At 50.4% G+C, this 25567-nt stretch carries 19 protein-coding genes and 1 pseudogene; 10 read left to right on the top strand and 10 right to left on the bottom strand.

Features of this window, described 5'->3' with window-relative positions; all coding sequences use genetic code 11:
* Positions 1-2 precede the first annotated feature (2 nt).
* The 3 genes and pseudogenes from H6F80_RS31460 to H6F80_RS26055 all read left to right on the top strand — a co-directional run.
* A pseudogene (locus tag H6F80_RS31460) lies at positions 3-227 on the top strand (GAF domain-containing protein); the annotation flags it as partial.
* A gap of 33 nt (positions 228-260) precedes the next feature.
* Positions 261-1817, top strand: a complete 1557-nt coding sequence (locus tag H6F80_RS26050) for an ATP-binding protein (RefSeq protein ID WP_242067578.1) — start codon at positions 261-263, stop codon at positions 1815-1817.
* Positions 1818-1826: 9 nt separating this feature from the next.
* Positions 1827-4196 (top strand): response regulator, encoded by a 2370-nt coding sequence (locus H6F80_RS26055; RefSeq protein WP_190794428.1) that lies wholly within the window; start codon positions 1827-1829, stop codon positions 4194-4196.
* Between the two features lie 307 nt (positions 4197-4503).
* Here the strand turns inward: H6F80_RS26055 and H6F80_RS26060 are convergent, their stop codons facing one another.
* The 4 genes from H6F80_RS26060 to H6F80_RS26075 form a co-directional block, all read right to left on the bottom strand.
* Entirely contained in the window at positions 4504-5946 is a 1443-nt protein-coding gene (locus tag H6F80_RS26060; RefSeq protein ID WP_190794429.1) for a GTP-binding protein, read from the bottom strand.
* A gap of 270 nt (positions 5947-6216) precedes the next feature.
* Complete coding sequence (locus H6F80_RS26065; protein ID WP_190794430.1) at positions 6217-6696, bottom strand: DUF3291 domain-containing protein; 480 nt, start codon at positions 6694-6696, stop codon at positions 6217-6219.
* Positions 6697-6861: 165 nt separating this feature from the next.
* Positions 6862-7128 carry a helix-turn-helix domain-containing protein gene (locus tag H6F80_RS26070; RefSeq protein ID WP_190794449.1) on the bottom strand — a complete coding sequence of 89 codons (267 nt, stop codon included), beginning with the start codon at positions 7126-7128 and terminating at the stop codon, positions 6862-6864.
* A gap of 12 nt (positions 7129-7140) precedes the next feature.
* The gene (locus tag H6F80_RS26075) at positions 7141-7692 is read right to left on the bottom strand and encodes an AraC family ligand binding domain-containing protein (RefSeq protein WP_190794431.1); all 552 of its coding nucleotides are present in this window, start codon (positions 7690-7692) and stop codon (positions 7141-7143) included.
* A 162-nt stretch (positions 7693-7854) separates the two neighbouring features.
* Here H6F80_RS26075 and H6F80_RS26080 point away from each other — a divergent pair, with 162 nt between their 5' ends.
* Positions 7855-8064: a DMT family transporter gene (locus tag H6F80_RS26080; protein WP_347277930.1), complete on the top strand. Its 210-nt coding sequence runs from the start codon at positions 7855-7857 to the stop codon at positions 8062-8064.
* Between the two features lie 123 nt (positions 8065-8187).
* Complete coding sequence (locus H6F80_RS26085; protein WP_190794432.1) at positions 8188-9678, top strand: 1-acyl-sn-glycerol-3-phosphate acyltransferase; 1491 nt, start codon at positions 8188-8190, stop codon at positions 9676-9678.
* Between the two features lie 126 nt (positions 9679-9804).
* Here H6F80_RS26085 and H6F80_RS26090 read toward each other — a convergent pair whose 3' ends face one another.
* On the bottom strand, positions 9805-11589 hold the full coding sequence (locus tag H6F80_RS26090; RefSeq protein ID WP_190794433.1) for an ATP-binding protein: 1785 nt from the start codon (positions 11587-11589) through the stop codon (positions 9805-9807).
* Between the two features lie 156 nt (positions 11590-11745).
* Positions 11746-12654, bottom strand: a complete 909-nt coding sequence (phnD, locus tag H6F80_RS26095; protein ID WP_190794434.1) for a phosphate/phosphite/phosphonate ABC transporter substrate-binding protein — start codon at positions 12652-12654, stop codon at positions 11746-11748.
* A 252-nt stretch (positions 12655-12906) separates the two neighbouring features.
* Between phnD and H6F80_RS26100 the strand changes: the two genes are divergently transcribed.
* Positions 12907-13548: a class I SAM-dependent methyltransferase gene (locus H6F80_RS26100; protein ID WP_190794435.1), complete on the top strand. Its 642-nt coding sequence runs from the start codon at positions 12907-12909 to the stop codon at positions 13546-13548.
* A gap of 4 nt (positions 13549-13552) precedes the next feature.
* Here H6F80_RS26100 and H6F80_RS26105 read toward each other — a convergent pair whose 3' ends face one another.
* The 4 genes from H6F80_RS26105 to H6F80_RS26120 all read right to left on the bottom strand — a co-directional run bounded on the left by H6F80_RS26105 (position 13553) and on the right by H6F80_RS26120 (position 20020).
* Positions 13553-15427, bottom strand: coding sequence for an ABC transporter ATP-binding protein (locus tag H6F80_RS26105; RefSeq protein WP_190794436.1), 1875 nt, complete (start codon positions 15425-15427; stop codon positions 13553-13555).
* A gap of 113 nt (positions 15428-15540) precedes the next feature.
* Positions 15541-15924 carry a response regulator gene (locus tag H6F80_RS26110; protein WP_190794437.1) on the bottom strand — a complete coding sequence of 128 codons (384 nt, stop codon included), beginning with the start codon at positions 15922-15924 and terminating at the stop codon, positions 15541-15543.
* 553 nt (positions 15925-16477) lie between these two features.
* The gene (locus H6F80_RS26115; protein WP_190794438.1) at positions 16478-17281 is read right to left on the bottom strand and encodes an alpha/beta fold hydrolase; all 804 of its coding nucleotides are present in this window, start codon (positions 17279-17281) and stop codon (positions 16478-16480) included.
* A gap of 279 nt (positions 17282-17560) precedes the next feature.
* Positions 17561-20020, bottom strand: a complete 2460-nt coding sequence (locus H6F80_RS26120; protein ID WP_190794439.1) for an adenylate/guanylate cyclase domain-containing protein — start codon at positions 20018-20020, stop codon at positions 17561-17563.
* 629 nt (positions 20021-20649) lie between these two features.
* On the opposite strand from H6F80_RS26120, the gene H6F80_RS31465 reads away from it, so the two are divergent.
* The 4 genes from H6F80_RS31465 to H6F80_RS26140 all read left to right on the top strand — a co-directional run bounded on the left by H6F80_RS31465 (position 20650) and on the right by H6F80_RS26140 (position 25562).
* Positions 20650-21528, top strand: coding sequence for a M23 family metallopeptidase (locus tag H6F80_RS31465; protein WP_518523655.1), 879 nt, complete (start codon positions 20650-20652; stop codon positions 21526-21528).
* Between the two features lie 83 nt (positions 21529-21611).
* Positions 21612-22745: a glycosyltransferase gene (locus H6F80_RS26130; RefSeq protein ID WP_190794440.1), complete on the top strand. Its 1134-nt coding sequence runs from the start codon at positions 21612-21614 to the stop codon at positions 22743-22745.
* A 24-nt stretch (positions 22746-22769) separates the two neighbouring features.
* Positions 22770-24212: an undecaprenyl-phosphate galactose phosphotransferase WbaP gene (wbaP, locus tag H6F80_RS26135; protein WP_190794441.1), complete on the top strand. Its 1443-nt coding sequence runs from the start codon at positions 22770-22772 to the stop codon at positions 24210-24212.
* Between the two features lie 9 nt (positions 24213-24221).
* Positions 24222-25562 carry an O-antigen ligase family protein gene (locus H6F80_RS26140; protein ID WP_190794442.1) on the top strand — a complete coding sequence of 447 codons (1341 nt, stop codon included), beginning with the start codon at positions 24222-24224 and terminating at the stop codon, positions 25560-25562.
* Positions 25563-25567 lie beyond the last annotated feature (5 nt).

The raw sequence follows: 25567 nt of genomic DNA on the forward strand, positions 1-25567 counted from the left end.
ATGTGCGGCAAACGCAGGAGAATGTGGTTCTGAATGAAGCGACCCGTGAGGGAATTTTCACAACGGATGACTATATTCTTGATCGTCAGCCCAAATCCGTTTTGTGTGTGCCGATCGTTCATCAAGGTAAGCTCATTGGCATTCTCTATTTGGAAAACAATTTAACAACGGGTGCTTTTACAGCAGAGCGAGTAGAAGTTTTGCAGCTTTTATCCTCCCAAGCGGCGATCTCCCTTGAAAACGCCCGTCTTTATCAAGATTTGGCAGCCGCCAACACTGATCTAAAACGATCGCATGAACAGTTAGAGAATTACAGTAAAACTCTGGAAATGAAAGTAGAAGAGCGAACCCTACAGCTTCAGCAAGAGGTTCGCGATCGCCAACAGGCAGAAGAAATAGCCCAGTCTGCCAACCGAGCGAAGAGTGAATTTCTGGCAAACATGAGCCATGAACTTCGTACGCCACTGAATGGCATCTTAGGATATACACAAATTTGTCAAAAAGACCGCTCTTTATCCGAACTGCAAAAGAATCGCATTGCAATCATTCACCAATGTGGAGAGCACCTACTAACGCTGATCAATGATGTTTTAGATCTTTCTAAAATTGAAGCCCGTAAGATGGAGCTGTATTCAAGAGAGTTTCATTTTGCGGAATTCTTACAAAGCATCGTAGAGATCTGCAAAATTAAAGCTGAACAAAAAGGCATTTCGTTAACCTATCAGACACCATCTTCTCTGCCTAAGGTGATTCGGGCGGATGACAAACGCTTGCGCCAGGTCCTGCTAAACCTGCTTGGCAATGCCGTCAAATTCACTGAAACGGGAACGGTTGTTTTTAAGGTGGGTTATCACGAGCAGAAGATTCGCTTTCAAGTCGAAGATTCCGGTGTTGGCATTGCTGCTGATCAGCTTGATGAGATCTTCAAGCCGTTTCAACAGGTGGGCGAAAATAGCCGTAAGACAGAAGGAACGGGGTTAGGGCTAGCCATCAGCTGTCAGCTGGTTGAGATGATGGGAGGAACGCTTCAGGTCAAGAGTACCTTGGGTGTAGGTAGCACTTTCTGGTTTGATTTAGACCTAGTGGCGGTCCATTCATCGACAGATGCTGCTACCTCAAAGCGCACAATTACTGGGTTCACAGGCGACAGGCGGAAAATTTTAGTGGTGGACGACAAACCGACAAATCGCTCTATCCTTGTGAATCTCTTAGAGCCGATCGGATTTGACGTCATAGACGCTGTGGATGGTGAAGACGGATTGAATAAAGCACAGGATTTTCAGCCCGATGCTGTTCTGATTGACTTAGTGATGCCGAATCTAGACGGCTTTGAGGCAACCCGACAACTCAGGTTAATGCCAGCCCTAAAAGATACCGTTGTGATTGCAGTCTCGGCTAGTGTCTTTGAATTCGATCAGCAACAGAGTCTCAAGGTAGGCTGCAATGATTTTCTGTCGAAACCAATTCGAGAGGCCGACCTCCTCCAGAAATTGCAAGAACACCTGAAATTGGAATGGATTTACGAAAATGAGAGCGACATTCAAGAACCCTTTAAAGAGAGGGACCAGCAGGAAAATAGCCAAGTGAGTTCTGCCTCAGCTGTCCCTAACCTTTCAGTTGATTTTTCGATTCCGCCAGCAGAAGAGGTTGCTATTCTTCTGGATTTAGCCATGCGAGGAGATTTACGAGCCATCGCCAAACGAGTAACCCAGTTGGAGGAGTCAAACCAGCAATGGAGCCCTTTTGCTACCCACTTGCGGCAGCTTGCCAAAGGATTTAAAGGGCGACAAATTTTGGAATTTTTAAAGCAATTTTAGGAGGTGTTTATGAATACAGGAATTGCTGAGAAAGGCGTTATTTTAATCGTGGATGATACGCCCACAAATCTAGATGTGCTGCTCGACTTGCTGGAAGCCGATGGTTTCAAAGTGGTGATCGCTGAAGATGGGGAAAGAGCGATTGCTCTAGCAGAATATGCTCCACCCGACTTGATTTTGCTAGACATTCTCATGCCCGGAATAGATGGGTTTGAAACGTGCCGTCGCCTAAAGGCAAACTCAACTACGCAAGAGATCCCGATCATTTTTCTAACCGCTGTTAGCGATAACGTTGATAAGGTCAAAGGTTTAAATCTTGGGGCAGTTGATTACATCACTAAACCGCTAGATCATGAAGAAGTTTTAGCGCGAATCAATACTCACTTTCGGCTGCAAAACTTGACCAAGCGATTAACAGAGCAGAATGAGCGGCTAGAAAAGGAAATTCAACAGCGTCAGCGGGTAGAAGAAGAACGTGAGCAAGCGTTTAGAGCACTGCAGCGCAGTGACGCCCGGTTCAGACGTTTAATCGAATCCAATGTGATTGGCATTATTTTTAGCCTGGCAGATGGCAGTATTACAGACGCCAATGATGCCTTCCTCCAAATCGTTGGATACGATCGCGCTGACTTGAAAGCTGGGAAGTTAAATTGGCACGCAATGACACCTCCAGGATATGTCCACCTCCATGAAGCCGCACTGGCAGAATTAACCAATACTGGAGCGTTTAGTGCCTTTGAAAAGGAATATTTTCACAAGGATGGATACCGCATTCCTGTCATGGTTGGCGGGGCTTTGCTCGATGAATCTCAGGCAATCGTTGGTTTTGTCCTTAACCTAACTCAGCACAAGCAGGCAGAAGACAAGATTCGGGAACAGGCGGCTCTACTCAACATTACAACCGATGCCATTCTAGTACGAGATTTGGATAACAAAATTCAGTATTGGAACAAGGGTGCAGAGCATCTCTATGGATGGAACGCTGAAGAGGCGATCGACCAAAATGCGACTCAACTGTTGTATCGACCAGACTCACTCAAGCAACTCGAGGTTGCTCAAAGAAGTTTAATTGAATGTGGTACTTGGCAAGGCGAATTGCATCAAGTCAATAAGCAGGGCAAAGAAATTATTGTCACCAGCCGTTGGACCTTAATGCATGATGCCCAGGGGCAACCCAAATCTTTCTTGACAGTTAATACAGACATCACTGAAAAGAAACAGCTCGAAAGCCAATTCCTGCGAACTCAACGGCTTGAGAGTTTGGGTACCCTTGCAGGCGGCATTGCTCATGATCTCAACAACATCCTGACCCCTGTTCTAGCTACAGCACAATTGTTACAGTACAAGTTTCCCAGTGCCGACGAGCAGAGCCAGCATTTATTTAAAATCATTGAAATGAATACTAGACGTGGGGCTGCTCTCGTCAAGCAAGTCCTCCAATTTGCCCGTGGCGTGGAAGGGAAACGGACGAGCGTGCAGGTGAAGCATCTGGTCTACGAAGTTAAGCAAATTGCTGAGAAGACATTTCCAAAATCGATTGAGTTGCTAGCCTATGTGGAACCGGGGCTTTGGTCAGTTTCTGGGGATGCAACTCACTTACATCAAGTGCTGATGAATCTGGTCGTTAATGCTCGTGATGCGATGCCAAATGGCGGTACGCTCATCATCTCTGCTGCAAACGTGATTGTAGATGAACATTATGCCCGCATGAATCTTGATGCATCCATTGGTTCCTACATTGGACTTACAGTCAAAGATACAGGGACCGGAATGTCAGCTGAAATTACGGATAGAATTTTTGAACCGTTTTTTACAACTAAAGAAATTGGTAAAGGGACAGGGTTAGGACTTTCTACGGTGAGAGGCATTGTTAAAAGCCACGGAGGGTTCATTGATGTGGTTAGCAAGCTGGGAGAGGGCACTGAATTTAAAGTATTCTTACCAGCGATAGGAGCATCCGTTTCCCCACGAGTAGAACCTTCTAATCCGCCTAATGGAAATGAAGAATGGATTCTTGTTGTAGATGACGAAACAGAAATTTTAGCAATAACGAAAGCTTCATTAGAAGCCTATAACTACCGTGTGCTGATAGCGAATAATGGAATTGAAGCAATTTCGCTCTGTGCTCAATACAAACATAAGATTACTGTTGCCTTAGTGGATATGATGATGCCATCTATGGATGGTCCAACAACGATTCAGAACCTTCGGAGAATTAATCCGAGGATCAAAGTGATTGCCATGAGTGGATTTATGTCTAACGATAAATTGAGAGAAGCTAGCGAAGTTAAGGACTTTATTGATAAGCCCTATACCATTCAAGATTTGCTAGGAACGTTACGGGCTGTATTAGAACAACCTGTAGAAGCAGGAAATTAGGTTGTTTGGCTGATAGTGAATGTATGTCTACTGAAGGTTGGGTCGCAAAAACTTTTAAAGGCAAACAATTTCTATCGAAACTGTCAGATCTAGGTACTCAAATCACAGCTTTTTCCATCACTTCTCGGGTATGTCAAATAGATTGTGTGTGACCGGATTCTCTGCTGAACTCAGCGGGAAAGGTCTGCTTCCTCAAAGGAATATTAAGAATTGTACAGCTTCTCAAAATTCCCTCTGCTGAATTTGCTGCCGAAGCAATGGTTTTGGCAGCGGAAACACTCGGAAACCCACCGCAATCTAAGCCCGATTAAAGCCTGTTCAACGGTTCGTTCTGAAGGAGTTCCTGCCGCAGACGATAAATCACCGTTTCGCGATCGACCTGATTCAAAATCTCCTGAATCACCGTATCCGCGCCCAGCGGTCCCCAGGTGCAGCCTTGCTCCAGATAAACCTGAGCCGCCTTACCCACGCGATAAGAGCCGAAACCTGCCAGCGTTGCCTGCGCGACTGCTGTTGTGCCGTAGGTCATAATGCCATTGACGCTATCAAATGCCGTTGCCACTGCAGCCCCGCTTTTGCCCATGCCGAGCAGCACTCCGCTCCCCACTTCACCCAACAGCAAGCCACCCGAACTAAACAGAATTGCCTTCAGCAGTTTCCCCGCTTCGTAGCTGGTCATGGGTAGACCGTAGAGCTTAGCGAGCGCGCGGATCATTAGCAGATCAGTGACGGCTCCGCCCATTAGATCCAAAACGGCGATCGGGTTTGCGCCAATGGCGATCGCTTTCCACTTAGCGAACTGCCAAATCAGATCTTCAGTGGCTTGCTCGTGCAATTTCACTGTTTTGCGAGCGATCGAGCCTTCAGTTTCGCTGGCTTGCCGCAGTGCGTTGAGTGCCAGCAGGGATTTGCCTTCGCGATTGAGAATTTCCAGCAGCTTTTCGCGCAGTGGGTCAATTTGCGGTTCTGGTGCGTCCCACTCATACTCGACCCGTCCGTCAGGATACTCGACCCGAACTTCCATCGGTGCGGGTTCTGCCGAAACAAGGACAACGTCTTGCGGACTGAGTCGGGGTCTAAACTCGTCGCTGTCACCGCTTTGGACAAAGAGGGTTTGCAGCTTTTGGAAAATTGACTGGCGATCGACTCGCGGATACAGATCTACCTTGTTAAATACGAGGACGATCGGCTTATTTGCCTGCTGTAGATCAGTCAGTGCCCGGTATTCGGTGCGAGTAATGTCGCCTGCCACCACAAACAGAATGAGATCCGCCTGGTCTGCCACCTGTCGCGCCATGCTTGCCCGCGATTCGCCACCCACTTCATCTAATCCGGGCGTGTCAATTAGCTCAACGGGCATTCCCTCTCGAACCGACCAGTACACCGATCGCGGATATTGCGTTACGCCGTTGATCGGTCCCGTTTGCAGCACCTTTTGCCCCAGTAGCGCATTTACCACCGCCGACTTGCCGCGACTCACTAGCCCAAACACCGCAATCCGAATCAACCCTTGATCCAGCTTTTCCAGACTGGCCGTGAGGCGATCGAGATCCGTCTTCAGGGCTGCCTGTAGCTCCACGGGGGTTCCAGGTCTGCGAATTCGCAACTGCTGGGCATAGCGGCTAATTGCCTGCTTCAAGCTTGTATGGGCACGATCGAAGTGAAAATCTTGCAGCCGAGCCGGAACCAGCCTGGTATGAGAACTGGCAGACGATTGAGCAGAGTCAGCAGAAGAACGGGGCGTTTCCATAGGAAAGGCGATCGAGATGAGAAATGTAGTTCTATTCTCACTCAGACCAGGGCTTTGGGGCGATCGGATAGTACGAAGGCGGGCGTAGAGAATGCCGTGGTCTTGGAAGTTACAGCCTTGTTCAAGCTATTGAAGTACAAAAAATGGGGTGCAGGGGCTGTGCCCCTGCGTGGGGGCGAAGCCTCCACACCCCCCGTACCTTACGGGAGTGAAAAACGCCGTATCTCTGAGAAGTTAGAAGTTAATGGAGATGAGTGAAGTGAATGGAAATCAGTAATGTGAAACGATCGGCTGCGGATGGGGTTTGGCAAAAGTGAAGGCGGTTTCTGAGTCTCCGTGCAGCCAGAGATGGTCTAGCTTGGCTTTGGCTTCCTCGACTGAAGGAATGTGACCTGCGGGAATCCACCACATTGCGAAATGTGCCCCTGGATATTTTTCAAACCAGGCGCGGCGGCGCACAAAAAAACTACCGTGGAGACTCTGATAAACATAGGTTTTAAGCGACTCTACATTTTGCCAAACTGATAGGTTCACCAGAATCTGGGGATCATCAAAGGCGCGAATATTCGTTGCATTTCCATCCCCGTCTTTTAACCGCCATACAAATCCCTGGCTCTGATCGGCGATCGCGTTGACTGCATTCAGAGCATTTGCAAATTCGGCCATGATTGGGTCGTGAAGTGGAGCTTTCATCAGGGCAATGTTGATTTGGGCAAGATAATAAGCCTGGGATGAATCTTGAGAAGCCATCGGTTGAGTGAAGTGTAATGAACGATGACCTCAGTATTAAACCCTTTCAGAAAACCATCTTGAACGATATTGACATCTGCTTTCAGTATCTTTTTAGACGTGAATTGCTGCCCTGAAATTGATTGCTCTATTCCTGAAGCCCATTCCTGAAACCCATTCCGAAACCTATTGCTGAGAATAAATATGGCGATACTGTCCCGGCGTTACCCCTACGATTCGCTTAAAGTGGCGATTTAGGTGGCTCTGGTCTGCCATTCCAACCGCGATCGCTGTTTCTGCTGCCGACATTCCCTGCCGAAGCAGCTCTTTTGCTTTTTCTACCCGCACCTGAGTTAGATAAGTATAAGGGGGCATTCCGACTGCTTTACTAAACACTCGAATCAGATAAGAACGGTTGAGATGAGTAAGTTCCGCAAGCTGTTCTAAGGAAATATTGGTGTTGTACTAATCGTGTAGATATTCCTTAATTAAACCGATCGCCTGATGTTCCTGATTCGATTGAATCGATCGAGATTTGATACCTGCATGCTGAGTAATGATCAGCGATAGAACATCAATCAATAAACACTGCTGAGTGAACTTATCCTTTGAACATTCAAGGCTGTGCAGCAGCGAAGCGAATTTTTCTGCTAAAGACTGATTTTGAGCGACAGGAATTCTGAAATCAGGAAATCGATCGCCTTGAAGTTCACCTGCAATTTGCTCCATTAACTGCACACTGGGATAAAGCATCTGATAGGTGAGCGGTAATCCCTCGGCAGAATAGCCTGTATGAACCTCTTCTGGATTCATTAAAATCATGCTTTGGGGCGGAGCCAGATGAGTCGCACCTCGGTAATAATTGCCTCCAAGTCCTGCTTCGATTAAGCCGATCGAATAGGTAGGGTGAGAATGACGCGCATAGCGATAGTGAAGTGCCTGTGCCTGAAATAGGTCTAGGTGGTCGAACTCTGAAAATGATAAAAGTTTTGTGCTTTGCTGAATTCGATAACTCATCGCCTACTAATATCCGAGTACAGAGATAGATAGTTTTTGGTTTTCATACTATCGCAGACCGAATTGCAAATCAGTCTGGCGATCGCGTCCGAAATTTTTGCAATGGTCTGTCTCAAACTTGCGAATGGATTCATCAAGCCTGTTTATTGAATTGGCTCGGCGATCGGCTATCCGCTCTCTTTTTTCTGTTTTAGTTTGTTCTTAAAAGAAATTGAAATTAGCGTTGTCTATGCAGTGTGGTCTGGGATTGGCGTGACGGGTATATCCATTCTAAGTGTGCTGCTGTTTGGCGAAGGAATGGGGCTGGGAAAAGTAAGTTGTATTGCGCTAATTACGATCGGCAGGGTTGGGCTGAATTTGGGCAAGGGGTAGGTCGGAAGGGAATGAACAACAAATTGAGACAGTGATCGATCGCGGCACAAAGATTGCCCCAGAAGCAAAACCAGCTTGCACAATAAAGACAGCACTAAAGACCGCACTGCTGGAGATTGTCCCTTGCCGAACTTCATCACCCAGGCTCAGCCACCGCTTGAGTTTCTGCCGCCAAACTACGATCCTCTGGTACGTCAAATGACTCATCTTGCTGCGCCTTCCTGGATACGCTGGCGTGAGCAGGTGGTAGACATAGAGGCAAACCAGGTCGAAACACTGGTGAAGCTCTACGAAGAATTTCAGGCGGGTAAGGTGCGCTTTATGATGGCGTTCCGGCATCCCAGCTCGAATGACCCGCTCTGTATGTTTCATCTCGTTTCGCGCTGCGTTCCCCGAACGGCGGCAACAATGGGCATTCGGCTTCAGGCTCCGGTTCACTCGCACTTTATTTACGATCGCGGCATTCCCCTCTGGGCAGGTTCGCTCGTCTCCTGGCTCTATCCCCGGCTGGGCGGCACGCCGATTCGACGCGGCAAAGTGGATCTCCCCGGACTGCGATCGGCACGACAGCTTTTTGCGGAAGGACAATTCCCGATCGCCGCTGCTCCCGAAGGCGCAACCAACGGACACAACGAAATCGTTAGCCCGATCGAACCCGGTGTTGCCCAGTTTGGCTTCTGGTGTCAGGAAGATTTGCACAAAGCCGGACGCACCGAGCGAGTGGTGATTTTGCCGATCGGCATTCAGTATCACTACGTCTCGGAACCGTGGGAAGCGATCGATCGCTTGATGACGGAATTGGAGACAGACTGCGGGCTAGCGGGCGAAGTGGAGGCTAAGAGCGTTCCTCTCCCGGATGAGGCTAAACTCACTCCCGCTCAGGAACGTCAGTATCGCAGGCTGATTCGCCTGGGAGAGCATTTGCTGACGCAGATGGAGCAGTTTTACATCCGCTTTTATCACCGGGAACTGAAAGCCCCGACGACGCTCGAAGCGGGAACAGGCATGATTCCTACGCCTAGCGCGATCGAGGCAAGCGATCCAGCGAATATACGGCTTGCCATGCGGCTGCAAACCCTGTTGAATACGGCTCTTTCTGTCGCCGAGGAATTCTTCAAAGTCCTTCCCAAAGGAACGTTGACCGATCGCTGTCGCCGTCTGGAGCAGGCTGGCTGGGACTGGATCTATCGCGAAGACATTAAAGATATTGAGCAGTTGCCGCCTGTGGAGCGAGGTCTAGCCGATCGCATTGCTGAAGAATCCGATTTGCGGCTGTGGCACATGCGCTTAGTCGAAACCTTCGTCAGCGTCACCGGACGCTATGTTCTCGAAAAGCCCACCGCCGAACGCTTTGCCGAAATGCTGCTGCTCGTCTGGGATACGGTCACTCGCCTGAAAGGAAAATTTCCGTTCCCCCGTCCTCGCCTGGGTAAACAAAAAGCCTTTATCACGATCGGCGAACCCATTTCGATCAGCGATCGATGGTCAGGCTATCAAACCAATCGCCGCCAAGCCGTCGCCACCCTGACTCAGGATTTACAGAATGCTCTGGAACAAATGATTTTCTCGCAGGACGAATCGTTTATATCAGCAGAGCAAATCCGTACTAAGTAGGTCATTGCCATTAAATGGCAGAGTAATTAAATGGCAGATTAAGCGGGGTTTGAGGCGAAGCCCCAAGGAGGGGATTGTGCCCCCTCCACCCCCATCTTCATCCATCGTTTAATTGCGCCCAGCTACTTACATGGATCGAATTGGAATCGTTATCACAAATTCCGTCCCTTTCCCCAGCTCAGAAATACACTCTAAACTTCCTCGGTGACGTTCAGTAATGATCTGATAGCTAATTGACATCCCCATTCCTGTTCCTTTACCCACAGGCTTTGTTGTAAAAAACGGATTAAATAACTGCTGTTGAACTTCCGAAGTCATACCCGGTCCATTGTCTTTGATCCAAACGGCAACTTGAGTGCGATCGATCGCCTGAGTGCGGATGGTAATTGTGCGGGGCGGGGCTGCGATTTCAACGAGCGATTGCTGAATATTCCGTTCTTCTAGAGCATCGATCGCATTGCTCAAAATATTCATAAATACCTGATTGAGCTGTCCGGCGTAGCATTCAACCAGGGGCAAAACGCCATACTCCCTGATAACCTTGATTGCTGGATAATCGGATTTCCCCTTCAGGCGATTTTGCAGAATCATCAGCGTACTGTCCAGTCCTTCATGAATATCCACTTCTTTGATTGCGGCTTCATCCAGCCGGGAAAAAGTTCGCAGCGATTGAACAATTTCTCGAATTCGCTCCGCCCCAACCTTCATCGATTGCAGCAGTTTAGGTAAGTCGTGGCGCAAAAAAGCCAGATCAATGTCCTCTTCTTTGTCCTGAATTGCCGACGGGAGATTGGGCAGTTGGCACTGGTAAAGATCCAGCAGTTCCAGCAAATCCTGGGTGTATTGACTGGCGTGGCTGAGATTCCCGTGAATGAAGTTCACTGGATTGTTAATTTCGTGGGCAACGCCCGCCACAAGCTGCCCCAAACTGGACATTTTTTCTGCCTGCACGAGCTGCAACTGGGCTTTCTTCACATGGTCAAGTGCCTGCTGAAGTTCCTGGGTTCGCTCCTCTACACGGTCTTCTAGCGTTTGACGGCTGAGTTCGAGCGCATGGGTGTACTCAGCCACTTTCCGAATCAGATTGTTAAAAGCAATTGCCAAAACCCCCACTTCATCCTGGCTGAGAACTGGAGCCTGCAACTGAAAATCTGACTCACGGCTGACTCGCTGTGCAACCTGAGTGACGGCTTCGATTGGTCGAGCAATGGCACGGCTGGTGTAGAGTGCTAGCAGAGCTGCGATGGCGGCTGCAACTGCCAGACCCGTCAGGATAATTTGCAGCCGCAGGGCTTCCGCAGTTTGTAGCTGGATGTCGGCATCATCCTGCTGCTTCTGCGCGGTTTCCAGGGCTTGATGTAATTGCTCTGCAAGCTGCTCAAACTTGACATCCAGCCTGATCGCGGGTTCTTGCCGCAGAGATGCCAGGAGGCTTTGTTGAGCAATTGGAATTTCCGGCTGAGTCAGGCTGCCTGGGTTGAGCTGCTGCCAAATCGTTCGCACCCAGTCAGCATAGGCTTCTGTGTTCGTTTCGTATTCTTCTGCCAGCTTTTTTGATCCAGTCGCCCCGATCGCCAGATTATGGGGATTGCGTTCAATAAAGGCGTTGAGTTCAGCGACCAACTCCTGTGCTTCGCGAACGCGAGTCAGAAATGCTGTTCGCTCAAAATCAAACCAGATTGAGTCTCCAAACACCATCACCAGGCGTTGGGGATGCGATCGAAGTTCTAAAATTTCGTGTTCCAGATTCGTCAGGAGCGATTGTTGCTTACGGGCGATCGCAAGCTGGGTCTGCGCCTGTTTCTGGTAATAGTCACCCACGATCAAGCCGATCGTTGCTCCCAGTGTAGCAACCCCAATCGCCAGCATATAGCCATAGCCAATTTTTCTGGCAATACCCGGTTGCGACACTCTAGCCCACCATTTACAAAGCGCATTCTGCGTGATTTCTGGTGAACTCGAATCAGCGCAGGGGTCAGAACGATGTGAAGCAGTTACCTCGTTGGGGGAGTTGGCTCTACCCGGTTCCCAAAATTTATGCATAACCAAAAACTAACGCCATTCAAATTAGCCCTGCAAAAACGCACCCTGTCCGATCGCTCGATAGACTTCGCGAATCATGTCGTAATCGACATCCTGCGCCTCAATTAATTTGGCTCCAGTAAACTTTGCACCATCCGCCGGGGCGATCGCTTCTAAAAGCTTGTCCTGGTTCTGAAACAACTGTTTCCGCATTTCTGCGACAAATTCGGCATCCAGCTTACTGCTCACCACAAAGGGATCAGCGGGTAAATCGGCTCCTTTGGTTAATAGCGGCAAATTGTTTGGAGTCAGTTGTTCAGATTCTAGAAACTGCTCGTATCGCCGAATTGAGCCTGCCCAAGCATCTACTTTGCCGTCTTTGAGGGCTGGAAGTCCTTTCTTGCCGATCAGCTCGATTTTGACATCGGTTTTAGGGTCTAGCCCGGCATCGATTAACAGCTTTGTTGGACCCAGATAGCCGCTGGTCGAACCCACTTCCCACATCGCGATCGTCTTACCCTTCAAGTCATTCAGCGACTGAATATTACGATTTGCCAAAACCGCAACCACCGGGTAGTACCTGTCGCGTTTAATGGCGGCAACCGGAACCGCATTCGTGCGGGCACGCATCACCACATATTCCGACGGACCCGTGAACACCAGATCGACCTGATCCTGCTGCAAAGCCGAAGCCGCCGCGATGTAGCTCTCAACCGGGAAAAACTCAACCTGGGTTGCCAGCGTTTGTTCCAGGACAACTCGCAGTGCTTCATAGTCCTTTTGCAGATCCTCGATACCTTTGACATCAGACACCGCAAAGCGCAGTTTTTCAGGCTTGCTCATCTGAGTTCCAGCAGATGGGTTGCCACTCGTGCGGTTTGGCTGTGTTGTTGCGGCTGTGCAACTGGAGACGACGAACAACGTAGAACAAACAATAAAGTTGCGTCGTTTCATAGGTTATGCTAAGGTTAAGAATAAAATTAATTCGCCTACACCATATCAAGTAAATTCCTGTCAGCGGGTATGTAAATGTACTCGTTTTTTTGGCGTTGCTGCTTCTGGTGCAAAACGCTTCAGCCCGTGAAATTGCTTAGCTCAAATCTGATAGCCTTCCTGACAAGCCGCTTGGGACAAGCCTTTGCTCAACTCGTTTCCTGCAATAAGTTTTCTAAACTAGGAAGAGTAGAGTCATGATTATTGCCCCCGATGCTGCAACCCCCTCAACGCACCAAGCTGGATGAATCGGACGATCGCGAGTTTTACAGCGTGCCGCGATTTGTCACCCACGTCGATGAGCATTTTATTCAGCAGTTGACCGACCTGTACCGGGAACGGCTGAAGCCTGATACGCGCATTTTTGACATGATGAGTAGCTGGGTTTCCCATCTGCCGGACGAGATGAAGTTTGCTCACGTCGAAGGACACGGACTCAACGCCGAGGAGCTTGCCCGCAATCCGCGTCTGGATCACTACTTTGTGCAGAATTTGAACGACAATCAGCTTTTTCCCCTGCCTGATCAGTCCTTTGATGCCGTGCTGAATACGGTTTCCGTGCAGTATCTTCAGCGTCCCGAAGCGGTGTTTGCGGAGATTCACCGCGTTTTGAAACCGGGTGGGATTGCGATCGTCAGCTTCTCGAATCGGATGTTTTACCAGAAGGCGATTCAGGCGTGGCGAGATGGCTCTGAAGACGATCGCGTGGAGCTAGTGAAACGCTATTTCAAAGCGATTCCCGGTTTCAGCGAACCCGAAGTGGTGATGCGGCAGGGCAACGTTCCCAGTTTCCTGCAAATGTTGGGGATTGGCGGAACTGACCCTTTTTATGCGGTAATTGCTCAGCGCAATTGATCCACTACGATCGAATCCCGGACTGCACCCGCCATAAGCTTGCATACACGCCCTGTCGATCGATCAATTCCTCGTGTTTGCCCTGTTCGATCAGCCTGCCGTATTCCATCACGTAGATTCGATCGGCGTTGCGGATGGTCGAGAGGCGGTGGGCGATCGCGATCGTTGTGCGGTTTTGGGTGATCTGGTCGAGCGATCGCTGAATGGCGGCTTCGGTTTCGTTATCAACGGCAGAGGTGGCTTCGTCCAGGATCAGGATCGGCGGATTTTTCAGCACAGCACGGGCGATGGCGAGTCGCTGCCGCTGACCACCGGAAAGCTTTTGTCCCCGTTCACCGACGATCGTGTCGTAGCCCTGGGGCAACTGTTCGATAAAGTCATGGGCTTCGGCAATTTTGGCAGCGGCGATCGCTTCTGACAAGCTTGCGCTGGGGTCGCCGTAGATAATATTTTCCAGAACAGAGCCGTGAAATAGAAACACATCCTGACTGACCCAGCCGATCGCCTGCCGCAGACTATGCAGTTCCAGATCGCGAATATCGATGCCGTCCAGAGTGATGCTGCCCGACTGGATTTCATAAAGCCGCAGCAAGAGCTTTACCAGCGTACTTTTGCCCGATCCGGTAGAGCCAACGATCGCGATTGTTTTTCCGGCAGGAATATGCAGCGACAGGTCTTGAATCACCGGAGGACGATCGCGGTAGCCAAAGGTTACGTCTTTTAGCACCAGTTCACCGCGTACCGTGGACGTTGAGGCATGGAAGCCGTTGGCCGGATGCAGGCTTGGGGCAGGTGGCGTGGAACCGTTGCGATTGAGGGCAATTTCGCCAGAATGAATGGCGATTGGGGTATCGAGCAAGCCCATAACGCGATTGATCGAAGCCATTGCCCGCTGATACTGATCGAGCGTTTCGCCCAGCCGGGTGAGGGGCCACAGCAATCGCTGAATCATGAAGACCAGGACGCTATAAGTTCCCACTGCCAGCTTGCCTTCCACCGTTTGCAGACCACCAAACACCAGCAAAGCCGTAAATCCCAGCAAAATAATGATCCGAATCAGCGGTACAAAGGCAGCACTGAGGGCAATGGCGCGGCGGTTGCTTTGCTGATATGCCTCACTTTCTTGACGCAGACGATCGACCTCATACGCTTCGGTGGTGAAGCTTTTGATCGTGACAATGCCGCCCAGATTATTCGACAAGCGGCTACTGAGTAGGCTCACTTTCTCGCGCACGTCTGCATATCTCGGCGCAAGCAGTTTTTGAAAAGCGATCGACCCCCACAAAATAAACGGAATCGGCAGCATTGCCATCCACGCCACACTGGGAGCCAGGATAAAAAAGCCCGCCCCAATCACAAGCACTGTTGTAAGCACCTGCAAAATATCGTTCGCGCCAAAGTCAAGAAACCGCTCTAGCTGGTTGATATCGTCGTTGAGAATTGACATCAATCTGCCGCTGTCTCTCGCCTCAAAATACTCTAGCTCTAGCTCCTGCAAATGCTGGTAGGCATTGAGTCTCATGTCGTGTTGAAGCTTCTGTGCCAGGTTGCGCCATAGCCACCCGTAGGCATATTCAAAAATTGACTCCAGACTCCAGATGATAAACGTGAGAATCGCCAAAATCACAAACTGCGATCGAATGTTCACTATCCCCAGATTTGCCAGCCAGGAGTTTTGCTGATTCACTGCCACATCCACCGCCACACCGATCAGGACAGGAGGAGCCAGATCAAAAAATTTATTCAAAATTGAACAGAGCGTTGCCAGTCGCATCTGCGATCGATAGGGTCGCCCATAGTCCAGCAGACGGCGAAGTGGATGAACGGCAGGGGCAGGATGCAAGGCAGACAAATCAGTAGCAGGACGGCGAGGCTTCATTACAATCAGCGTTCCTTAAAGACATTGTTCTATTGTGCCGTCCTGATGCGGGGAATCAATGCCAAGAATCAATGGGGAAATCGATCGGGGCAAATAGCTACCGTCTTATCGTCCTATGTCTGTGCCCACTCCAGAGCAGCCGCAATCTGACAGCCAAGCTGAGCCGGATCGAAGGGTTTCTGCACAATCGCTCTGGCTCCTGCCTGAAGATAAATTTGCCGCTTTGAAGGTTGCGTTGCCCCTGTTAGCATGATGACTGGAATTACTCGCGTTGCGGGGTGCGTCTGGAGCCGTTTTAACGTCTCGACTCCATCTACCTCAGGCATCATTGCATCTAGAAGAATGGCGTCGGGCTGGGTCAGGATTGCTAGTTTCGTACCTTCTTCACCCGAAGCGGCGGTGACAACATCCCATGCTTTCATAAGGTTCAAACTTACTTGTGCAATTTCTCGAATGTCTTCTTCGTCATCGATGATTAAAATTCGCTTCGCGTTCATCAGCTTCCACTCAAAATCCTTTCTAGCAATTCTGTTATGGCTTGTGTTCCGGCGATCGTTTGTTAACGACGAGGAGCAGGGGTAGAGTACCCAGATTGGTTAGCCTTTTATCGTGATTGAGGGCTAACGATTGAGCGTGTCCTTCCACCTCAAGCTTTGTACTCAACCCATTTGAAGCTCTTTAAGCAAATCACAACAGTGAAATATTAGGCATCGCTGGATGAAGATGCGAAACAATGTTTGGGATCGATCGCAACGGCAACCCATCGAATGCAAAAAACCATCGTGGATACGCTGAAGTATGGCAGAACTCAGCCTGAAGCACAGATTTTTGAATTAGTTTTTTGAATTAGTTTACTGAAATCCGGTTATACAGCAGGCGATCGAAAATTTACGCAGTTCAATCCTGGCAGAACAAACAACCCTTGATAGAAATCTGCTGCCAACGGGGAGCGGAAATGAAACGCTGCTCGTTCAGCTTTTTCAGAATCTTATTAGCAATGCGATTAAATTTTCGCGTCCTGAAGAGCTGCCCCAACTAGGGAACCTCGTTTTATTTCACGCTGCCCACCGCAGCACAAGCTTCAATTTCATGAATGAAATTCAGCACGATCGTCGTCATTTTTTCGGGATAGAGCAGTCCCCATTCGTGATAGCCTTCCTCCACGAGAACCTGACGAGAATCAGGAATCATTTTCGTCATCGTTTCAGCGCAGGGCAGCAACGTGGTCAGGTCTTTTTTAGACCATAAAATAAGACTGGGAGCTTGAATCCGGGGCAGTAGAGGCGTGATGTCTTCCATTAGCGAAATCAGCAGTGCGCTGATCACATTTGGCAAATTCATCAGCAGATTGTTGGCAAACACTTGAGGAATGTCCACAAACTGAAGCTTCAGCTTGGGCAATGAAAGCTGCAACGGCATCTCGATCGATCGCCTCAGCAGCACTTCGGGAACCGAACCTGACGGAACTCCGGTACTGTCTATCAAACTAAGGCTTTTGACGCGATCGGGATAGTGCGCTGCCAGCCAAATGCTAATCCCGCCACCCAGTGAATGGCCGACTAAATGCACCGATTCCAGCTTCAGCAGATCGAGCAGTTCGATCAGGCGATCGGCAAAGCTCTGATAACTGGTAAACAGCCGGGGATCGCTGGACTGATCAAAACTAGGCAAATCTGGCGCAACCAGCGCATGGGAACGCGCAAATAGCGACAGCACTTCCTGATAAGGTTCCGTCGAGATGCCCCAACCATGTAAAAAGAAAATGGGGGTCTGCTGATTTAGATTGCCCGCCGCTCGATAGAACAGCTTGCCCTGTCCGAGCTGAATAGAGTGTCCTCTGAGTTGGTCTTTCATTCGATTGCTTAAGCCGTGTTTCGCAATAGTGCTGTGATGAAGCAATACAGCCGTTTTCAGGCTGATGAAGTACAAAAGAAGTATAAAAAATGGGGTGCAGAAGTTTTACCCTTGGATGGGTGCGAAGCCTCCACACTCCCCATACCTTAAGTGAGTGAAAAAGGCTGTAATGCTTGTATGTATCAAAATAAGAATAATTTATTAAATGGACGAAAAACATCCAGCTTTAGCATGATGCCTTCCGATTCACGTAAAAGAGCATTCTTCCCCAAACGAGCTTTAGCCCGCTTCCCAGGCTGCGGAGGGGTTGGTCAAGTGTTTTTGCGATCGCTGCAGATATAAATCGGTTGCCGGATCAAAGCTCCTCAGCCGTTTTGCGTGTCTAAAGTAGTCGATCGCCTGTCCAAAGCAGCCGTTGCTGTAGGCAGTGCGCCCTGCCTGATAAAAATGCAGAAATTCCTGTGTGTTGGTATCAAGGGGCGATCGCCGATCGCCTAACAGCTCGTAGATCAAAACAGGTTTGGTTTTGCCTTTTACCCGAATCCGATCGAGTTCGCGTGCCCAGATTTTATCCGCGCAGAGGCGATAGGTGTATTCGCTGAGGATAATATCGCAGCCGTATTCTTTCGTGGTTCCTTCTAGACGAGAGCTGACATCCACGCCGTCGCCGATGACCGTGTAATTCATCAAGCGTTGGGAGCCAATGCTGCCCGAAACGACTTCCCCAGAGCTGATGCCAATGCCAATGCGGAGGGGCGGATTCCCTGCTTGAGTGCGAGCGCGGTTCAACTCTGCCAGTCGTCGGCGCATATCGAGGGCAGACTGAACAGCTTTCCAGGCATGGTTTTCGATCGGCAGGGGTGCGCCAAACACGGCCATCAGCGCATCGCCAATAAATTTATCGAGTGTGCCTTCAAAGTTAAACACCGCTTCCACCATCGTCTCAAAGTAGTGGTTTAGCAGCGACACCACTGCAGCCGCCTCCATCTTTTCAGTCAGGGAGGTATAGCCCCGAATGTCCGAGAAGAGGATTGTGACTTCTTTGCGTTCGCCACCCAGCAGCGCGTTTTCGCCCAGCGTGATTACTCGTTCTGCCACGCTCGGCGTCATGTAGCGATACATCGTTGCCTTCATGCGCTTTTCCTGGCTGATGTCTTCCAGCACAATTAGCCCGCCCCGCACCTGTCCTTCCGGGTTAGTGAGCGGATTCACTGTTAAATTAATGCTGTGTTCGATCGGCTGATGCCCCTGTGATTCAAACTGTTGCCAGAACGGGCTATTGCCCAGGTTCAGCGTTTGTTCGGGGACGTAGTGCTTCGCTCCGTAGGTGAGGCTATCGTGCAGGCGCATCTGAAGGTGATCGATCGGCACAACCTCCCAGACGAGCTGACCACTCAACCGTTGCTGCCATGCCTGGTGTTCCTGCCGTTCATGGTTTTGCCGCGATCGATCGCTCTGGGCGGATTCCTGCTTAGGAGCACCACAGCCCAGTAGTCGCAGAGCTGCCTCGTTAATTGTGACAACTTCGCCTTTAGTATTGGTTGAAATCACCGCATCCGAAAGGCTCTGCAAAATGTCTTTTTGATATTGCTTTTCCAGCAGCACTCGCTCGAAGAGTTGGGCGTTTTCCAGCGCGACCCCGGCTTGAATATTGAACGCCTGCATAAACTTTTCGTCTGAGGCGTTAAACGTGCCCTGGAGTTTGTTGATGAGCTGAGTTACACCAATCAGTTTGCCCTCAGAGTTATAGACGGGCATACAGAGAATGGTACGGGTGCGGTATCCGGTCTGACGATCGACGGTGGAATCAAACCGGGGATCTTCGTAGGCATTGGGAACGTTGAGCGATTGTCCGGTGGAGGCAACAAAACCCACGATCCCCCGATCGGCTGGAATGCGAATTTCGAGTAGGGTTTCGCCGTCTGCTTTTGCTACCTTTGACCAGAGTTCGTTGCTTTCGCGATCGAGCAAAAACAGGGTACTGCGGTCTGCCTGCATCAGGATGCGGGCTTCGGTCATGACAACGCGCAGGGTTTTTTCGAGGTCGAGGCTTTGCCCTAGCGAAGAAGTTGCCTTCAGCAAAGCTGATACGCCGCGCTGATTTCGAGCTGCGATGTAGAAAGAATTACAGCTTTCGAGAATAATGCCTATTGATTTAGCAAACTCGCCAAACAGACGTTCGTCCTGAGCATCAAATGGAGCGTCGCTTTGCTTATTGAGGAGCTGCACAACAGCAACCACCTGACCGCTCATGCTCAGCACGGGCATACAGAGAATAGTGCGGGTGCGGTATCCGGTCTGGCGATCGACTTCGGGGTTAAACAGCGGATGTTCGTAGGCATCAGGGATATTGAGGCATTCTCCGGTCACTGCCACCTGACCTGCAATCCCAGCTCGTAGGGGAACGCGGATCTCGATCAGCTCTCCGTCTGCGCCCTGAGCAACTTTTGACCAGAGCTGCTCCTTCTCTCGATCAACCAGAAAAATGGTGGTGCGGTCTGCGTTTAGAAGCTGCCCGATCTTCAGCGTAAATGCTTCTAGAATTTGCTCCAGCAGCGTTTCTAGCGTTTCGTCGTTGATTAGCTCGATTGCCTTGAGAAAGTGCTGAAACTCCCCAGTAATGCGCTCCAGAAGCTTTTGGAATTGCTCCAGGGGCAATGCCTGCATCCGCTCGGTTAGCCCGTGCGCCCGATCGACCTGAGCGAGGGCAGTCAGTAAGCTGGGGGAAACGTCACTCATGACCATTATTAATCACCACAGCGGTGCGGGAAAAGGCAAAACGTCAAATTACTTGTAAAGCTAGAATTACTTGTAAAACTACTTAAGGAAAATTTTACTTTTCTTTTGCTTTAAGTAACTGTTCGTATCCATACTGATTAATCCTCTTTGTTGGATGACAGTCAACCGAAGATCCCCTGAGTTCACTAAGACTTTATTTGCGACCGGAGTGATTCGAGCGATCGGGTTACGGCAGTCGCAATAATCAACCGGCTTCAACCTTGCTCAACCTCTGGAAAATTTGTCAAAATCTGTCTATTCTTTGTAAAAGCCAGTCAAGTCTAGCGTTGTTTACCGGAGCCAATGCTCACATCTAGCACTTAAGTTGATTTCTGCTTTGATTTCTGCCTTTAAAGTTTTAGGGGCTGATTAAGCTTTTAGTGTCATCGGAAATCAATTTTTGCTAAGGTACTGTGTTGACGCTTCGGATTTTACCGATCGCAGTCGTTTCCGCCTGAATGTGCTGAAAGGCGATCGATCGAAACTTTTTCCTTGTGCGTGAATTTTTGACCCATTCCAGCCCCCTGTGCCGGAAGCCCTTGCAGATCCAGATTGCAGACCAGATTGCAGAAAGTTGATGACGCAGAAAAATGACGCAGAAAACAGTTAAACGCTATGCCAGGTTCTTTCTGCTGGCAGGAATTAGCCTCTGTACCCTGATCGCCCTCCAGTTTGGCGAAAAAATGGTCAACGCTTGGGACTTGAGCAATCAGCCGAATGTTGCTTTAGACAATCGCACCCCTGCCATTCAAATTCCGGCTCCTCCCTCGCAGGAAACTGCCCTAAATTTTGAGGTGCGACCTGCTTCGGGTTCAACAGTCGCGCAATCGCAGTCGCAATCACCCCAGCCACAGTCCCGATCGCAATCGCAGTCGGCTTCGCAGTCCTCCAAAGGGGTGATCGCCCTGAACTCGGCTAGGGAACCGCAGCAGGTCGCTCAGGTCAATCCGCAGCAGATCGCCACGGGCAACTGGTACGGCGCATCGTTTCCGGTCGAAAATTTCCAGGCTTATACGTCGCCTTTTGGCTATCGGCAGTCTGCAACGGGTGGCTACAGCCAGGAGTTTCACTACGGGCTAGATCTGGCAGCTCCCGAAGGCAGCTATATTCGCAATTGGTGGGCAGGCAAAGTGGTTGAAGTCACCGACAATACCAACTGTGGCAGTTCGGTGGTGGTGGAATCTGGACCCTGGACGCACATTTACTGTCACATGCAAGGTCACGTCGAAGAAGACGGCAGCGGACGCTACTTGCTCGATCGCGAAGGTGGACTACAAATCAAGCTGGGTCAAACCATCGGCGCAGGAGACCGAATCGGACGAGTCGGCATGACCGGACGCACCACTGGGCCGCATCTGCACTGGGGCTTGAAATACGATAGCAATTGGGTCGATCCGGCTCTTGTAATTCGGGCAATGTATGCCAATCAGCAGCAGGCAGCCAGCGTCAGCCGTCAGGGCATGCAGTAATCGATCGAAAAGCAACAAAACTTGTTGAAACCTCCTTCAACCTGGGACAATTTTTAAACAGAGCGTCGGGGTGGGAGGCAGCAGTGAAAGTTGCGATCGTGCATGAATGGCTAGTGACTCACGCTGGATCGGAGCGAGTCGTCGAGCAGATTTTGAGTCTCTATCCAGAGGCAGATTTATTTAGCCTGGTCGAATTTCTGCCGGAAGATTTGCGGTATTTTATTCGCAACAAGTCGGTTAAGACCTCGTTTATCCAGCGTCTTCCGTTTGCCAATCCTCACTTCCGGCAATATTTACCCCTGATGCCTCTGGCGATCGAGCAGTTTGATTTATCCAATTACGATTTAATTTTTTCTAGCAATCATGCAGTGGCGAAAGGCGTTTTAACGCGCCCCGATCAGCTTCATTTGTCTTATGTGCATACGCCCGTCCGCTATGCCTGGGATTTGCAGCAGCAGTATCTTCAAGGCGCAAACCTGAAAAGGGGAGTCAAGGCGGGAGTTGCTAACCTGACGCTGCATTATCTCAGACTGTGGGATCTGGCGACTGCTAACCGGGTCGATCACTTTATTGCCAATTCGCGCTATGTGGCGCAGCGGATCCGGAAAACCTATCGGCGGCAGGCAGACGTGATTTATCCGCCCGTCGCGATCGATCGATTTCGTGCCCCGTCCCAAAGAGAAGATTTTTACTTCACCTTGTCCCGGTTTGTGCCCTACAAGCGAGTGGATGTAATTGTGGAGGCGTTTACCCGTCTGGGCTTGCCGCTTGTGGTCATCGGGGGCGGAGCGGGCGAAAAACAGCTCCGGGCGATCGCAGGCAGAAATGTTGAAATTTTAGGACACCAATCGGAGGAAGCGATCGTCCACTATATGCAACGATGCAGGGCGTTTGTTTATGCGGCGGCAGAAGATTTTGGCATTTCGCTGGTTGAGGCACAGGCGGCAGGCGCACCCGTGATCGCCTACGGTAAAGGGGGAGCGGTCGAAACGGTGATTCCAGGCAAAACCGGGATTTTGTTTGCTGAACAAACGGTCGAAAGCTTAATGACAGCCGTGCGTCTGTTTGAATCGGGCAAATTTGCGTTTGAGATTGCTGATTTACAGCAAAATGCCGATCGTTTCTCAACCGATCGCTTTCGTCAGGCATTTTCTGAGTATGTAGCGCAAAAATGGTCAGATTTTCAGCAAGATTCAGCAGGAGATGCCCTAGAGTAGTGACGTGAGGAGTAATCGATTGCAATGCAGTTAAACCGAACGTTACGACCTGCCTTAGTGACGCTATCGCTCTCGACGCGATCGTTACCCACGTTTGCGCTGATGATTGCCTCAGACGTGCTGGCACTCTGCTTTGCAGCAATACTGAGCGTCTACCTGCATTTATTTCTAGAAGGACAGTTGCAGCCTACCCTCTACTGGCAGCTCTTTCCGACGCTGGGGCTATTTGTGCTGGCTTATGCAACGATCGGCTTGTATCCGGCGGTTGCGATCAGCCCAGTGGATGAAATGCGCTGGCTCAGTCTGTCTACCACGCTAATTTATCTGGCATTGGCAGCCACCCTGTTTATGCAGCGCGAAGGCGAAGTATATGACCGGGGCGTGTTTGTGCTGGGCTGGATGTTTTCGCTGGTGCTGGTTCCCCTGTGTCGCGGCCTGGTGCGATCGATCTTTGCGCCACAGCCTTGGTGGGGCTATCCGGTCGTGGTGCTGGGGGCAGGCAAAACCGGGGAAATGGTGATTCGGACGCTGAAGCGTCGTCCCGGAATCGGTCTGAAGCCTGTCCTGGTGCTGGACGACGACCCGCAAAAGCATGGTTTGCTGCACGGCGTTCCGGTAATTGGTGGAATGGCACTGGCTCCTAAGCTGGCACGCAAACGACATATTCCTTATGCGATCGTGGCGATGCCTGGAGTGGCACGACATCGGCTGCTATATGTGATTGAGCAATACGGCAGCGGCTTTGCCCATTTGCTGATTATTCCTGACCTGTTTGAGTTTGCAAGTCTGTGGGTTTCGGCAAAAGACATGGGCGGCGTTTTGGGGCTGGAAGTGCGGCAGCGATTGTTGTTGCCCGGACCCAGATTTGCCAAGTTTTTGATCGATCTGATTGCCACACTGCTAGGCGGGTTTATTCTGCTGCCGATGATTGTGATCATTGCGCTGTTGATCAAGCTCGACTCACCGGGACCCATCTTTTATGGGCAGACTCGTCTCGGTCAGCGTGGAGAGGAGTTCAAAGCCTGGAAGTTTCGCACAATGGTTCAGAACGCCGATCGGGTTTTAAAGGACTACCTGGAAGCCCATCCTGAAATGAACGAGGCATGGCAGCGCGATCAGAAATTGCGCTATGACCCGCGTGTCACTCGGGTGGGACGGTTTTTGCGCCGCACGAGCCTGGACGAACTGCCCCAACTCTGGAATATCCTGCGAGGCGAAATGAGCTTGGTTGGACCTCGCCCGATCGTTGAAGAAGAAATTCCACGCTATAAAGACAAATTCTCTCTTTATACCAAAGTCGTCCCCGGGCTCACCGGACTCTGGCAAGTATCGGGACGCAATAACATTACTTACGAAGAGCGGGTCAGCCTTGATGCCTACTACGTGCGAAACTGGTCGGTCTGGCTCGATGTCTACATTCTGGCGCGGACGATCTGGGTCGTGGTGACTGGGGAAGGAGCCTACTAGACTGAACGAATGACCGAAACGCCTTCCTCGCAGAACCGTTTGTTCGATCGCATTTTTCGCGGGTCGCTGGCTGGTTTTCTATACCTGTATGTGATCAGCATGGCGGGCATTGCTGCCTCAATGGGCTACGCGCTGACTCACGGTAAATCAGCCATCGATCGTCCAACGCGCAACAGTTTACTAATTTTGAGTGGGCTGCTGATGCTCAGTTCTTTGCTTGCCTACGATCGCGGCGAAGCCTTCCTCCAGCTCATTCACTTTCTGCCCTTTTTTCTGCTGTTTGCCGTCTTGCCCCACTTTTTTAAGAACGCAGAGCGGTTAGCACTCCTAACGACAGATTGGGTCATTGCCACGATTCCGATTAATCTTTATGCCGGTGTCGAGGCGGTTCTCAAGGCAGACGGATTACCCCGATCGCTGCGTCGAATTCCCTTTGTGCGTTGGATACGCTCTGCGCCTCATGCAGGTCGGGCAATGCTGATGTTTAATCACCCGAATTCGTTGGCGGTTTATCTGGTCGTGATTCTAGCGTTGGGGCTGGGGGTGTTGTATTACCAAAGCGTTCGCCAGTCATTCAAACCTGATAGCTCTCCAGGAGAAACTGCGCCGCCTCGATTGCCGTCCCTCCGCCAACGGCTGCTGTATGTCGGCACTTACTCCACGCTGCTCGGCATCTTCAGTTCGGGTTCTCGCAACGGTCTGCTAATCGCCATTCTGCTAATTCTGGTCTATAGCATTCTGAATCGATCGAATCGAATTGTCCTGATGGCTGGACTGATTAGCCTCACCGGAATCATGGCAGGCGCGATCGGCTTTGGCATTGGCGGACGATCGCTTTCCCTGACCTGGCTCGATGACTCCCGCTTACGGATTTGGCAAATCGCAGGCGGACTGATTCACGATCGCTCCTGGCTCGGCTGGGGGCTGGGCAACTTTAAGTTTTTGTATGTCGATCGCCTGCTGGCTCAGTTCCCTGAATGCGTGGCTCAGCGTCGCGTTTATCGTGTGATTCCGGTCGAATGCGCCGATGCAACTCATCCTCACAATTTCTGGCTGTTGCTGACGAGTGAAGCGGGGTTTCCCCTGGCGATCGGATTCACCCTGTTTATTGGCTGGCTATGCTTTCGGGCAGGACGGGCAATCTTCTCAGACGCGGCAAAAGATCCAAACCTGATTCGATCGAACCGTCAAGCCTTGCTCACAGGCTATCTACTGGCAGTGCTCGCCTTCAGTGCCTTTGCCCTGTTTGATGTCACCTATCACGACATCCGCGTAAACTTGCTCAACTGGCTGGCCCTGGGCGGGCTTTACACGCTTATCCCCAAAAGCAATCCTGCATCCCAATCCTGATCGAG

Origin of the sequence: Leptolyngbya sp. FACHB-711, assembly GCF_014695615.1 — a bacterium.
Lineage (GTDB): Bacteria > Cyanobacteriota > Cyanobacteriia > Elainellales > Elainellaceae > Leptolyngbya_A.

What these genes read in the sequence shown, in the direction of transcription:
- H6F80_RS26065 (WP_190794430.1), bottom strand. Translation starts at nt 6,696, where the DNA reads ATGGCTTCTCAAGATTCATCCCAGGCTTATTATCTTGCCCAAATCAAC.
- H6F80_RS26100 (WP_190794435.1), top strand. Translation starts at nt 12,907, where the DNA reads ATGCTGCAACCCCCTCAACGCACCAAGCTGGATGAATCGGACGATCGC.
- H6F80_RS26110 (WP_190794437.1), bottom strand. Translation starts at nt 15,924, where the DNA reads ATGAACGCGAAGCGAATTTTAATCATCGATGACGAAGAAGACATTCGA.
- H6F80_RS31465 (WP_518523655.1), top strand. Translation starts at nt 20,650, where the DNA reads ATGACGCAGAAAACAGTTAAACGCTATGCCAGGTTCTTTCTGCTGGCA.
- H6F80_RS26120 (WP_190794439.1), bottom strand. Translation starts at nt 20,020, where the DNA reads ATGAGTGACGTTTCCCCCAGCTTACTGACTGCCCTCGCTCAGGTCGAT.
- H6F80_RS26105 (WP_190794436.1), bottom strand. Translation starts at nt 15,427, where the DNA reads ATGAAGCCTCGCCGTCCTGCTACTGATTTGTCTGCCTTGCATCCTGCC.
- wbaP (WP_190794441.1), top strand. Translation starts at nt 22,770, where the DNA reads ATGCAGTTAAACCGAACGTTACGACCTGCCTTAGTGACGCTATCGCTC.
- H6F80_RS26075 (WP_190794431.1), bottom strand. Translation starts at nt 7,692, where the DNA reads ATGAGTTATCGAATTCAGCAAAGCACAAAACTTTTATCATTTTCAGAG.
- H6F80_RS26055 (WP_190794428.1), top strand. Translation starts at nt 1,827, where the DNA reads ATGAATACAGGAATTGCTGAGAAAGGCGTTATTTTAATCGTGGATGAT.
- H6F80_RS26140 (WP_190794442.1), top strand. Translation starts at nt 24,222, where the DNA reads ATGACCGAAACGCCTTCCTCGCAGAACCGTTTGTTCGATCGCATTTTT.
- H6F80_RS26060 (WP_190794429.1), bottom strand. Translation starts at nt 5,946, where the DNA reads ATGGAAACGCCCCGTTCTTCTGCTGACTCTGCTCAATCGTCTGCCAGT.
- phnD (WP_190794434.1), bottom strand. Translation starts at nt 12,654, where the DNA reads ATGAAACGACGCAACTTTATTGTTTGTTCTACGTTGTTCGTCGTCTCC.
- H6F80_RS26115 (WP_190794438.1), bottom strand. Translation starts at nt 17,281, where the DNA reads ATGAAAGACCAACTCAGAGGACACTCTATTCAGCTCGGACAGGGCAAG.